Here is a 13,719-nt window from a genome sequence, read left to right as displayed (position 1 = left end):
TTTAAATAACTCTTGCACCTTGTGTATCTATTTTACAGATATGGGTAAAACCTTCATCATTTTGTAAATAATCACTTTTGAGTAATGCTTCAATTTGCTGAGCAATTTCAAGTTTATCAGCAATGACAAACATTGTTGGACCCGAACCCGAAATACCCGATGCTAACGCACCCAGCTGTTTAACACGTTTTTGCGTCTGATCAAAGTTAGGTAGTAACTGTTTACGATAAGGTTCAGCAATATTATCAACCAACATTGCCGCTGCTAATTTTGGTTGCTGAGTATAACAAGCATGCAAAAATCCACCTACATAGCGACCATGCGCAACACAGTCAGCTTTTTGATACTGAGCAGGTAAAATCGCACGCGCTTCAGCTGTCGACACTTTAATCCCCGGGTAAGCCATTACCCAGTACCAATCGTTAAAGTGCGGAATCGACTCACTGATTGTCCCGATTTCATCAATAATAAGTTGTAAACCACCTAAATAACAAGGCGCTACATTATCATAATGTACACTACCTGAAATTCGACCTTCAAGTTCACCCATCATTGACAACATTTGAAACTCGTTAAACGGTTTATCAAAAAATTCATTTAAAGCAACAAAAGCGCCAACGACAGAACAAGCACTAGAACCTAAACCAGAACCAATTGGCATATTCTTTTCAAGGGTCATATGCACGGGTAACGTTTTACCCATAGCTTGGCAAAATCGTTGCCAACATTGATAAACGATATTGTATTTTGGATCGCGCGGTAATTTTTTTACAAATTGCCCTTTACTGGTAAGAGTAAATTCTTCAGCGGGCGCAACAGTAATACAATCACCTAGCATCGCCCCACTAATGGGGTGAATTGCCGCACCTAAAATATCAAAACCTACACTAATATTTGCCATTGATGCTGGTGCATAAACCGTTAAAGATTGCTGTTTCATTTAGCCTCCAATCTTGCCTGAAGTCGTACGTAAAATATCAGCAAAGACACCGGCTGCAGTTACATCATTGCCTGCACCATAACCCCGTAATACCAGTGGAATAGGTTGATAATAACGGGTATAAAATGCCAATGCATTCTCGCCATTTTTCACTTTGTAAAGTGGATCATCACTATCAACAGCTTCGATTTTAACGCTACATTGATTATTTTCGATACTACCAACATATCGTAATACTTTACCTTGTTTTGCTGCTTGCTCGGCTTTTAATTTAAACTCAGCATCAAGTTGCGGTAATTTAGCCATAAATTCATCCACATTACCTTGTGCATATTGTTCTGGTAAAACGGATTCAACATTAATTTGATCAAGCTCAAGCTGCAAACCCGCTTCTCTGGCTAGAATCAATAATTTTCTTGCCACATCGGTACCTGATAAATCATCACGAGGATCGGGTTCAGTAAAACCTTTTTCTTTAGCAAGTTTTGTTGCTTCAGATAGTGACATACCCTCATCAAGCTTACCAAAAATAAAGGATAATGAACCAGACAATATACCTGAAAATCTAATTAGCTCATCACCGGCATTAAGTAGATTTTGTAAATTTTCAATAACAGGGAGTCCTGCCCCAACATTGGTATCATATTGGAATTTACGTTTACTTTTAGCGGCTTCTTGACGTAAACGTAAATAGTAAGCCATTGAACTGGTATTAGCCTTTTTATTTGGCGTAACAACATGGAATCCATTAGCCAAAAAGTCAGCATATTTATCAGAAACTTCACTGCTTGATGTACAATCAACTAAAATTGGATTGAGTAATCGGTTATTCTTAGCAAATTCAATTATGCTATCTAAAGTATAGCTTGTTTCACTCTGTTTTATTTGCTCTCGCCAATTTGTCAGATTGATGCCATCTCGATTAAGTACACCGTGCTTAGAGTTAAATAACCCGCAAACATGCAGATCAACTTGTTTATTTTTGAGCCACTTTTGTTGTCGCTCAATTTGATCAATAAGCGCACCACCCACGCCGCCAACACCAATTACAAAAACATCCAGCATTTTATCGGTACCAAATAACATTTGATGAGTAACTCTTACGCCCATCACTGCAACATCATTATCAACTACAACCGAAATTGAGCGCTCGGATGAACCTTGAGCAATGGCAACAATATTAATATTGGCGCGAGCCAATGCTGTAAAGAAATTAGCAGAAAGTCCACGTAAAGTGCGCATTCCATCACCCACAACTGAAATAATCGCTAGTTTTTCGATGACTTCAATTGGCTCTAATAATCCATCTTTTAATTCTAAATAAAATTCATCACCTAATGCTTCTTCTGCTCGATAGAGCTCTGCTTGTGGTACACAAAAGCTAATACTATATTCTGAGGAAGATTGAGTAATGAGAACAACAGAAATACCCGCGTAAGACATAGCCGAAAAAACACGCGCCGACATACCAACCATACCTTTTAAGCCTGGGCCTGATACGTTAATCATCGCCATATTATTTAAGTTAGTGATGCCTTTTACTGGGGTTGTTGAATCAACAACATTTGCACCGATGAGCGTGCCGGGTGCATCTGGGTTATTGGTATTTTTAATTAAACATGGGATTTGGAATTGTGCAATCGGCAAAATGGTTCTAGGGTGAAGCACTTTAGCACCAAAATAAGACAGTTCCATCGCTTCTTGATAAGACATGGTTTTAAGCAATTTAGCATCTGGCACAATTCGCGGATCACAGGTATAGACGCCATCTACATCGGTCCAAATTTCACAACAACTTGCACGCAAACAGGCGGCTAATACTGATGCGGAATAATCTGAACCATTACGACCAAGCACAACAAGTTCGCCTTTATCATTCCCAGCGGTAAAACCTGGCATTAAAATAATATGATCTTGTGGAATATGCATTTCGCTAATGCGATGTGAGGATTCTGCTATATCGACGGTAGATTCTAGATAACCGCCTTCAGCAATGAGCATTGCGACAGGATTAATTACTGTGACTAAGTGCCCTTTTGCCTTGAGCAACTCTTGCATGATAGCAATTGATAGTTTTTCGCCTCGGCAAATAATTGAAGCGTTAATGCTATCTGGACATTGCCCTAATAAACGAATGCCTTCTAATAATTGCTTGATATTATTTAATTCATCTAAAGCAAAACTTTTCATTTTATCGTAGGCAAAATTAGGGTGTTCTTTTGCGATACCGGCTAATAGATCAGCAAATATTTTTTCAGCATCATAAATATTATTCTGTATATCTTGCCCTGCTACGGTTTTTTCAACCATCGCAACCAGATGATTAGTAATCTTAGCTGGTGCAGATAAAACTGTTGCAGTTTGTTCTTGCTTAGCATTATTTTCAATAATTTCTGCAACTCGCAAAAAACGTTCTGCGTTAGCGACAGAGGTCCCGCCAAATTTCAAAACTTTCATATCACACCTTTACTTATTATCCTAATTTATGCCAATTAAAATTCAAAATACCCGTTTACCTAAACCACTGAATAGTTTTTGAAAACAGGCGTATCATTTTGAACTATATTATTTTTTTCAAATGCCTATTTTTAAGGTTCTTGAACATGTTTTATATAAACTAAAAACCCGCTTTTTTCAGCGGGTTTTTTATATTTTTTTAAGGAAAAATCAACCCGCCCTATAGTGAATAATAGTGCCTAAGGTGCCAATAATGCCTGAAATGATCATTAACATTGTCATCATTTTTCCTAATTAGTTTTTACTCTAAACAAAACAGCCCGACACTTTCATGTCAGGCTGTTATTTAAAATACTTTTTTGCTATTTTCGTACTCATTAACTACCTTATTCAAAGCTTGATAAAGAGTTTTAGCGTCTTGTTTTTTTAACGCTTCATCAAGAATATTAAGATAAGATAGCATAACTTTTTGATTCTCTTCGGCGAATTTTGGTGAAACTTCCTGATCTTCATATAACATGACATAAGTACGCGCAAAACCAAAGATCAAAAAATAAACTGAAGCATTGTTTGGATCTTCTTGAATCAATGTACGCATAGCTTTACGCAGTTTTACATAACTATCTGTACCCGGCAAGCTTGTCGCAAATGTTTTCGTTACTTCAGTAAATGTCATTACCATTAACCTCAATCAAAATTACAAGGGAAAAGGATAGCAATCCATTGACAGAAGTGCAAGTCTATTTTGTTAACCATATCTATTTTTTTAACATTAAACCGCGTCGATATTGTTTATCCAATATCGACGTCAATTATCTATTTAGTTTCTTTATAAACGGCTAATCCAGCAGAAGCTTGAGCAACTGGCATAATTTCAAGTGCATTGACATTAAAATGTGTTGGTGTGTTAACCAGCCATGAAACAGTGTTAGCAATATCTTCAGGTGTTATATAGTCAACCCCTTCATACACGGCTGCTGCTTGTTCATCATTACCATGAAATCTGACATTAGAAAATTCAGTCCCACCACACAATCCAGGCTCTATATTTGTGACTCTAATTTTTTTGCCTAACAAATCTGTACGTAAATTCGCACTAAATTGTTTAACAAAGGCTTTTGTTGCGCCATAGACATTTCCACCTTTGTAAGCATAAGTCCCTGCGACAGAGCCAAGATTAATTATGTAACCAAAGTTTCGTTCAACCATGCCAGGTAAAAGATGGTGAGTCAAATGAATTAAGCCAACTATGTTAGTTTGAACCATTATTTCCCAATCTTCATAATTAGCTTGATAAGCGGGTTCTAATCCCAAGGCTAATCCTGCATTATTTATTAAAATATCGATAGGTTGAAACTCTTTAGGCAATTGTAACAAGATTGATTCTACGGCATCTTTTTTAGTGACATCTAAAGGCAATGCACAAAAATTAGCACCTAATTCTTCTGCTAACTTTTGTAATTTATCTGCGCGCCTTGCCACACCAATGACTTTATATCCATCATCAATCAATTTACGACAAATAGCCTGACCAAATCCAGAAGAGGCACCGGTAACTAATGCGATATTCATAATAAATCTCCTTATATTCTAAATATTGAATCTGAGTATATTCTTTAAATTATTAAATGAATAGACAAAAAGTGGCAATTAAATAAATAGATTAAGCCGTATTTTTAAAAAAATTTGTTTAAGATAAAAGGATTGTTAAAATATAAAAAAACCCGCTAGTTAAGCGGGTTGATATTTAGCGGTTCATTTGGCTGTTTCTTCAGAAGGCTCTTCATCTTTTAGAGGAACTATCAATGTATCAATATGGGTATTGTTGATAAGCTGACGAGCAGAAGACATTAACTTGCTCCAAAAGTCTTGGTGGTGACCACAAACGACCAAATCAATACTATATTCATGAATAGCTTCAATTAAGACTTGACCAAACTCGCCATTTCCAGAAAGAGTATGTGCAATCGGGTATCCAGCATCATCGGCTAATTTATTCAATGCAAGATGCGCATCTTCAGTAATACGATCTTTCATATCATTCATATTGATATCAACTAAACCAGTGTAAAGATCTGAATAGTTAATACCAACATGAATTAAGGATACTTGAGCATTATATGGTCTAGCCATAGAGACTGCTTTTTCGACAAGAACCTCACTTTCAGGTGATAAGTCAACTGCGACTAATATATGTTTATAAGCCATGATACTTTACTCCTTCTTATTGTTAACGTCCTAGTTAAGTTAAAATCAGTACTCTATTTTTACTACTAAATTAATTTTTGAGCAAGCCAAAAAAGTGAGCCAGATAACAAAATCGATATTGGTAGGGTTAATATCCAAGTTAATGCAATATTTTTAATCGTTTTACTTTGCACACCACCACCATCAACGATCATTGTACCTGCAACAGAGGAAGAAAGTACTTGAGTAGTTGAAACTGGCATACCGGTATAACTCGCAATACCAATAGATAATGCGGTAGTAATTTGTGCTGATACGCCTTGTGCGTAAGTCATACCTTTTTTACCAATTTTTTCACCAATAGTAATAGCGACACGTCGCCAACCAATCATTGTTCCAACCGCTAATGCAGACGCTACAGCAATAATTATCCAAATTGGTGCGTATTCAATAGTTTTAAGTAAATCATCATTTAATGATTTTAAATATTGTTTATCTTGTGAAGAGACATTCGGTTGCTTAGCCACGTGAGAAACCGTATCAGATAAGCATAATAATATACGTCGGGTTTGTGAACGTTGCTCGACGGTTAAGGATTCATAATCATTAATTTTATTGAATAAATTATTAGCAATACCTAAAGTGATAAATGAACGGGAATAATCACAATGGTACTTATTCAGGTCGCCTTCAGGAATACTAGTATCTAAAGCGGGTTGTTTACCAATAACATTCATCAGATCATCATTATGTGTTACAAAGTACTCTTGAATATTATGAATCGCATTACGGGTATTGGTAATTTCATAAGTAGATGCGCCCATATTAACAATAAACCCAGCAGGAGCAATGCCCATTAAGACCAGCATTAATAAACCAATACCTTTTTGCCCATCGTTAGCGCCATGTGAAAAACTTACACCAGCGGCAGATATAATAAGCATTATGCGGATCCAGAATGGTGGTTTTTTCTTACCGTAAAGTTTTTCACGTTGTTCTGGCGTCATAAAGATACGTTCACGTTTTTTACTGCTTTTTTTACTTTGGCTTTTACGAGTCCAATACTTTCGCAGTAAAAAAATCATTAATCCTGCAAGCACAAGCCCAACAACAGGAGAAATAATTAAAGACAAGAAGATTTGTAGCATTTTCGGAATATTTAATGCATCAATAATTGAGGTATCCATAATAAATGCATTTGCAATTGCCACACCAATAATTGAGCCTATCAGCGTATGTGAACTCGATGCTGGAAGCCCAACATACCAGGTACCTAAATTCCAAAGGATAGCGGCAAATAGAATAGAAAACACCATCGCAAGCCCATGTAATGAACTTACATTAAGCAATAAATCAGTTGGTAATAGGTGCACTATAGCATAAGCGACACTAAGACCACCGAGCAAAACACCAAAAAAATTAAACATACCTGCCATAAAAACGGCAAGCTGTTCTTTTAATGCTCTAGTATAAATGACTGTTGCAACCGCATTAGCTGTATCATGAAAGCCATTAATTGCTTCATAAAAAAGCACAAAAAATAGCGCCAAAACTAGTAATACAATGGTGGAAAATTCTAAATCAGCAAATAGATGTAACATAATATATCTTTCTGTTGTTAATAGCGCTTATATTATCCTTGAGAATTAAGCAATGAGCAAAACAATTTTTATATTTTTCGTTTGGCATAGCGAGCAGCTAATACTGCACAAATCATTAATTGAACTTGGTGAAAAATCATCAATGGTAAAATCATTATTCCCATAACAGAAATAGGAAAGATAACGCTTGCCATAGGAATACCACTTGCTAGACTTTTTTTTGAACCACAAAACACAATGGTGATTTCATCTTCTTTATTAAAACCAAGCAACCGTGAACCATACGTAGTAATAAGTAATACAATGGTTAATAACACAATTGAATAGAAAATTATTTGTACCAGTGATAGTAAGCTAATTTCTGACCAAATACCATTTGCCACCGCATCACTAAAAGCAACATAAACCACCAATAAAATCGAAATACGATCAGTTTTAGAAATGACACTTTTATATTTATCTACCCATTTACCAATAAAACGTCTGGATAAATGACCAAGAATAAAAGGTAACATTAGCTTTAACATGATAGATGAAATTGCATCAAGCATACTCATAGAGCCTGATGATTGTGTATTCATTAATAAACCCACTAATATTGGAGTAATAAATACACCCAATAATGTCGATGCCGATGCACTACAAATGGCAGCAGCGACATTACCTCTTGCGATTGAAGTAAACGCAATTGCAGATTGCACAGTTGCAGGTAATACACAAAGGTAAACAAATCCTTGATAAAGTTCTTGTGATAAAAAAGTGGGGACTAAAAAATGCATCATTATTCCCAGTACAGGAAAAATGATAAAAGTAGTGCTAAAAATGAATAGATGTAAACGCCAATTTTTTATGCCAGTTATGATGGCATCTAATGAAAGTTTTGCGCCATGCATAAAAAAAAGCAAACCAATTGCAAAGGTGGTCAAGTATTGAAACACAACTTTTGTTTGCCCTTCACAAGGAAAAAAGCTAGCTGTGATAACAACACAAATCAGTGTTAGCAAAAAAGGATCAATTTTAAAACGTTGTAGTATATTCATGGCGTTGAGTATAATAAGTCAAAAAAAATCGCCACAAAAGTGGCGATATAAATGGGTAAAAATAATTATTCTAAGAAGCTACGAAGTACGTCAGAACGACTAGGGTGACGTAGTTTACGTAAAGCTTTAGCTTCAATTTGACGAATACGTTCACGTGTTACATCAAATTGTTTACCAACTTCTTCAAGCGTATGATCGGTATTCATATCAATACCAAATCGCATACGTAATACTTTCGCTTCTCTTGGCGTTAATCCAGATAAGATATCACGTGTTGCACTTCGTAAACTTTCAGAAGTTGCCGCATCCAATGGTTGCTCAAGTGCAGTATCCTCGATAAAGTCACCTAAATGTGAATCTTCATCATCACCAACTGGTGTTTCCATCGAAATTGGCTCTTTAGCAATTTTGAGTACTTTACGGATTTTATCTTCCGGCATTTGCATACGCTCTGATAACTCTTCCGGTGTTGGTTCACGCCCTATTTCTTGTAACATTTGACGTGAAATACGATTCAATTTATTAATGGTTTCGATCATATGAACCGGAATACGAATTGTTCTTGCTTGGTCAGCAATTGAACGAGTGATTGCTTGTCTAATCCACCATGTTGCATAGGTTGAAAATTTATAACCACGTCGATATTCGAACTTATCAACTGCCTTCATCAAACCAATATTACCTTCTTGAATAAGATCCAAGAATTGTAATCCACGATTGGTATATTTTTTCGCAATAGAAATTACCAAACGTAAATTGGCTTCTACCATCTCTTTTTTAGCACGACGAGCTTTCGCTTCACCAATCGACATTCGTCGATTAATATCTTTAATTTGCTCTATCGAAAGATTGGTTTCAATTTCGATTTGCTGTAATAAGTTAATTTCAGCTTGGATGGGTTCTTCAAACTCTTTTAAGCTTGCCGCAAAAGCACCTTTAGCAGTTAATGCTTTATTGAACCAGCTCATATTATTTTCATTGCCAGTAAAATGCGTCATAAATTGCTTTTTCGGCATTTTGCATTGCTCAACACAGATCTTCATAATCGCACGTTCATGCGCTCTGACACGATCCATCATACTTCTCATATTGTTAACAAGAATATCAAATTGCTTGCCAACTAAACGGAATTGTTTAAATATTTCAGATAGATTTTCGATCTCTTGTTGTGCTTTTTTATGCGCACGACCATACTTTTTGATCGCTTCAGATGTTTTATCATGCTGTTCTTTTAATTCAGCAAATTTAGCTCTAGCAACTTCAGGATCGATAGATACATCATCATCGGCTGAAGAGTCTCCCTCTTCTTCTTCGTTTTCATCATCGCTATCATCAAGCTCAATTTCTGCTTCACTGTCTTCAAGTTCTTCAGGTAACTCTTCTGTTGACTCTTCAGCATTAGGATCCACAAAACCGGTAATGAGGTCAGATAAACGAACTTCACCACTTTCAATTAGATTATATTGTTCTAAAAGATAAGTGATAGCTTCTGGGTATTCTGATACCGAAGTTTGAACTTGGTTAATCCCATCTTCAATGCGTTTTGCTATGTCAATTTCGCCTTCGCGAGTTAATAGTTCAACCGCACCCATTTCACGCATATACATACGCACAGGATCAGTTGTTCGACCTATTTCTGACTCAACATTTGATAATACTAATGCTGTTGCCGCTTCTACCGCTTCTTCATCAGGGACATTATCTGAAAGTAACAACTCATCAGAATCTGGGGCTTCTTCTAATACCTGAATCCCCATGTCATTAATCATTTGGATAATATCTTCAATCTGATCTGAATCAATAATTTCTTCTGGCAAGTGATCGTTGACATCAGCATAGGTCAAGTATCCTAGCTCCTTACCTCGGATGATCAGGAGTTTTAACTGTGATTGAGAATTTTGCTCCATAAAAGGTGTCCACATTTAGTTATTCGGTCATGTATATTGTATAGGTATAACTTAAAAAGTTTTATATTACCTATACCCAGTATATTTAGTCTTTTTTTGATAAAACAAGTATAAGCGTCGCTAATTCTTTTTTCTCTGCAGTACTTAAGCCTGAGACTCTCTCTTTTGCGATAAGTTCATCTTGTCTTTGGGTGAGTATATTATCATACAACTCTTTTAAAGTATGAGAAAAAATTGAGCTTACTTCCTCATCTTGATAATGGTACTCAAATGTTGCCAACCGGTTTAATTGCTTATAAAACGGTCTATTAATACATTCAGTCAATATCTGTGCAGTAGTTATATTTGGGTAACGCTGACATAATTCAAGCAATTCAATAAAAATATCAATACCAGCTAATTTAACTTGGCGCATAACTGCAATATCAGTCACTTGTTTGGCAAGATTCGGATATTGAATCAATAAACCAATCAAAATACGCATAGTGGTTAATTTCATCTGAGATGCAGGTGCTATCTCAGTCACTTTATCTTCGCCTTTTTGACGACTTGTCGACATTAATTGCTCTATTTGAGTTACATCAAGTAACCCCAAATAACGCCCAAGTTGTTGCAATAAATTTAATCGAAACGCTTTGGCTTTAATTTGATCTAACAAAGGAATCGCTAAAGAACTTAATTTTGCTTTTCCCTCTGCTGTTTTCAAATCAACTTGTTTAAGCAATTCATCAAATAAGAATTCAGATAAAGTTGGCGCAGTTTTCAGATAATCTTCAAATCCATCTTTACCAACTTTACGTACAAAACTATCAGGATCTTCATCCTGAGGTAAAAAAACAAAGGTAATTTTTTTACCATCAATCAGGCAAGGTAATAAAACATTCAATGCCCGCCAAGCAGCACTGCGTCCGGCATTATCACCATCATAACAAAATATGACTGAATCGCTTGCTCTAAACAATAATTTGATATGCTCTTCCGACGTCGAAGTACCTAACGCAGCTACCGCATAATCTATACCATATTGTGCTAGCGAAACCACATCCATATACCCTTCAACAACAATAAGTTTTTCAGGATTTCGGTTGACTTCTTGCGCTTCATAAAGTCCATAGAGTTGAAAACCTTTATGAAAGATTGGTGTTTCGGGTGAATTAATGTACTTCGCCGAATCATTAATGATTGTTCGCCCACCAAATGCAATTACATTACCTTGCCTATCACGAATAGGAAACATAATGCGTCCTCGAAAACGATCATATTGGTTGCCATTATCATTAGTAACTAACATTCCGGCCTGATTATACAATGTTGACTCGGCATTGCTTTTCACTACATTTTGCGAAGTTAAACGCCATTCATTAGGTGCATAGCCAATTTTATATCTAGCGATAATTTCATGATTCAGGCCTCGTTGCTCAAGATAATGTTGTGCATCAATCGAGGTAGGTAATGCTAACTGCTGTTGGTAAAAATGAGTGATTTTTGCCATCAGTGTATACAGGTCTTTACGGACATTACGTGATTCAATATGTTTCGCTTGATCATCTTGCTTATTATCCGTATCAGTATAAGGAACACGAATTCCTTGCATACTGGCTAACTCTTCTATCGCTTCAGGAAACGATAAACGATCATATTGCATTAAAAAATTAACAACAGAGCCAGATGCACCACAGCCAAAACAATAGTAAATCTGTTTTTTTTCACTGAGTGAAAAAGAGGCCGTTTTTTCATCATGGAAAGGGCAACAACCAAAGTAGTTATTTCCTTTCTTTTTCATTTTGACGCGTTTGCCGATCACATCAAGAATATTGGTGCGAGCAATCAAATCTAAAATAAAATCGCGAGGAATAAGACCTTTCATGATAAAAATTCAACCGATATCAATGTTGGCATTACACAAAGACAACAAGCCGTATCTATGGGTACGGCTTGTTAAAAATTCTTTATATCAAAAATAGATAAAATTGATTTTTTATATCAATTGTAATTTTCTGTATAAATATTAGTATAGACGAGTGCGACGAGCGTTTTCTCTTTCTAATTTTTTAGCATGGCGTTTAACAGCTGCTGCTTTAGCGCGTTTACGAATTGTCGTCGGTTTTTCATAAAACTCGCGGTTACGAACTTCAGCTAAAATTCCTGCTTTTTCACAAGAACGTTTAAAACGACGTAAAGCTACATCGAAAGGTTCATTTTCACGTACTTTAATTACTGGCATGTGCCTCTCACCTCAAATTTGTTTAATATCACAAAGGACTAAAAATTAGTGCGCAATTTTACCTCTAATATAACTATGTTGTAAAGTAAAATATCGAATTATTACGCCATAACAAATTAATTTGCTAATCTCGTAACACAGTCCGATAATAAAGCAATTCTTTACAAAGATAGTTAGGTAGTGTTATGTCATTATTTTTTACTGGTCAATATCCGCAACGACGTTTACGTCGCAATCGTTATCAGGATTTTAGTCGACGTTTAGTTGCTGAAAATCAACTGACAGTTAACGATTTAATTTATCCTGTTTTTATTGTGGAAGGGAAAAACATTACACAGCCCGTTTCATCAATGCCTAAAGTGAATCGTATGAGTATTGACGTCTTATTAAAAGAAGCGCAAGAAATTGCTAAATTAGGTATTCCTGTTGTTTCACTTTTTCCAGCCATTGACCCTGCGCAAAAATCCTTACTGGCTGAAGAAGCTTATAATGAAAATGGATTAGTGCCAAGAGCGATACAGGCTCTAAAGAAGGAAATACCAGAACTTGGCATATTAACAGATGTCGCGTTAGATCCTTATACAACTCATGGTCAAGATGGCATCATTGATGAACAAGGTTATGTACAAAATGACATCTCGGTTGAAACTTTAGTTAAACAGGCATTAATGCAGGCACAAGCAGGTGCAGATATTATAGCACCAAGCGATATGATGGATGGGCGTATCGGCGCTATACGTGATGCATTAGAACAACAGCAATTAGTTAATACACAAATAATGGCCTATTCCGCCAAATATGCATCTAGCTTTTACGGGCCTTTTCGCGATGCGGTTGGTTCTGCCAAAAATATCAAAGGTGGCAATAAAAAAACGTATCAACTTGATCCTGCAAATAATGATGAAGCACTACAAGAAATCTATCAAGATATTAGTGAAGGGGCTGATATGGTTATGGTAAAACCCGGTATGCCTTATCTTGATATTGTACGGAGAGTAAAAGACAATTTTGCCGTACCGACTTTTGCTTATCAAGTATCCGGAGAGTATGCCATGTTAAGAGCAGCTATTGACAATGGCTGGTTAGATGAAAGAGCAGCCATAATGGAATCGTTACTTTGCTTTAAACGCGCAGGCGCTGATGGCATATTAACGTATTTTGCTAAACAAGTCGCAGAATGGTTAAATCATCAATAATTTTTCAAATTAACTAAAATCGACAATTAGCATTCAAACGTTAATGTCGATTTTACTTGCCGTTATAGGGGTTAAATTAAAGCAACTTACCATTATCAGTACTCAACTACCTTTTTATTTACTTACCAATCTAATATGCTGTGCATAGGCTCAATTTATTTCTTTGA

The 13,719-nt window shown here is 36.1% G+C and carries 11 protein-coding genes; 1 reads left to right on the top strand and 10 read right to left on the bottom strand.

Annotated elements, in window-relative coordinates; all coding sequences use genetic code 11:
• Window position 1 precedes the first annotated feature (1 nt).
• The 10 genes from thrB to rpsU form a co-directional block, all read right to left on the bottom strand.
• A complete protein-coding gene (gene thrB, locus J3U63_RS07810) occupies window positions 2-940 on the bottom strand; it encodes a homoserine kinase (protein WP_065633899.1) in 939 nt (312 codons plus the stop codon).
• Window positions 941-3,397 carry a bifunctional aspartate kinase/homoserine dehydrogenase I gene (gene thrA / locus J3U63_RS07805; RefSeq protein WP_267333567.1) on the bottom strand — a complete coding sequence of 819 codons (2,457 nt, stop codon included), beginning with the start codon at window positions 3,395-3,397 and terminating at the stop codon, window positions 941-943.
• Window positions 3,398-3,743: 346 nt separating this feature from the next.
• Complete coding sequence (locus J3U63_RS07800; RefSeq protein WP_065633901.1) at window positions 3,744-4,073, bottom strand: hypothetical protein; 330 nt, start codon at window positions 4,071-4,073, stop codon at window positions 3,744-3,746.
• Between the two features lie 140 nt (window positions 4,074-4,213).
• A complete protein-coding gene (locus tag J3U63_RS07795) occupies window positions 4,214-4,969 on the bottom strand; it encodes an SDR family oxidoreductase (protein ID WP_267371187.1) in 756 nt (251 codons plus the stop codon).
• Between the two features lie 183 nt (window positions 4,970-5,152).
• Window positions 5,153-5,605 (bottom strand): universal stress protein UspA, encoded by a 453-nt coding sequence (gene uspA / locus J3U63_RS07790; RefSeq protein ID WP_267333569.1) that lies wholly within the window; start codon window positions 5,603-5,605, stop codon window positions 5,153-5,155.
• 65 nt (window positions 5,606-5,670) lie between these two features.
• Entirely contained in the window at window positions 5,671-7,185 is a 1,515-nt protein-coding gene (gene pitA / locus J3U63_RS07785; RefSeq protein WP_267333570.1) for an inorganic phosphate transporter PitA, read from the bottom strand.
• A 68-nt stretch (window positions 7,186-7,253) separates the two neighbouring features.
• The gene (locus J3U63_RS07780; protein ID WP_267333571.1) at window positions 7,254-8,225 is read right to left on the bottom strand and encodes a bile acid:sodium symporter family protein; all 972 of its coding nucleotides are present in this window, start codon (window positions 8,223-8,225) and stop codon (window positions 7,254-7,256) included.
• A 65-nt stretch (window positions 8,226-8,290) separates the two neighbouring features.
• Complete coding sequence (gene rpoD / locus J3U63_RS07775; RefSeq protein WP_267333572.1) at window positions 8,291-10,132, bottom strand: RNA polymerase sigma factor RpoD; 1,842 nt, start codon at window positions 10,130-10,132, stop codon at window positions 8,291-8,293.
• Between the two features lie 85 nt (window positions 10,133-10,217).
• A complete protein-coding gene (gene dnaG, locus J3U63_RS07770) occupies window positions 10,218-11,999 on the bottom strand; it encodes a DNA primase (protein WP_267333573.1) in 1,782 nt (593 codons plus the stop codon).
• A gap of 141 nt (window positions 12,000-12,140) precedes the next feature.
• On the bottom strand, window positions 12,141-12,356 hold the full coding sequence (gene rpsU, locus J3U63_RS07765) for a 30S ribosomal protein S21 (protein ID WP_024495180.1): 216 nt from the start codon (window positions 12,354-12,356) through the stop codon (window positions 12,141-12,143).
• 185 nt (window positions 12,357-12,541) lie between these two features.
• Between rpsU and hemB the strand changes: the two genes are divergently transcribed.
• Entirely contained in the window at window positions 12,542-13,552 is a 1,011-nt protein-coding gene (gene hemB / locus J3U63_RS07760) for a porphobilinogen synthase (RefSeq protein ID WP_267371185.1), read from the top strand.
• Window positions 13,553-13,719 lie beyond the last annotated feature (167 nt).

The sequence above is a fragment of the Gilliamella sp. B2838 genome, from assembly GCF_026536185.1.
In the GTDB taxonomy this organism is placed as follows: Bacteria; Pseudomonadota; Gammaproteobacteria; order Enterobacterales; family Orbaceae; genus Gilliamella.
Note: the sequence above shows the minus strand (reverse complement) of the source record. Positions and strands in the feature narration are given on the sequence as shown.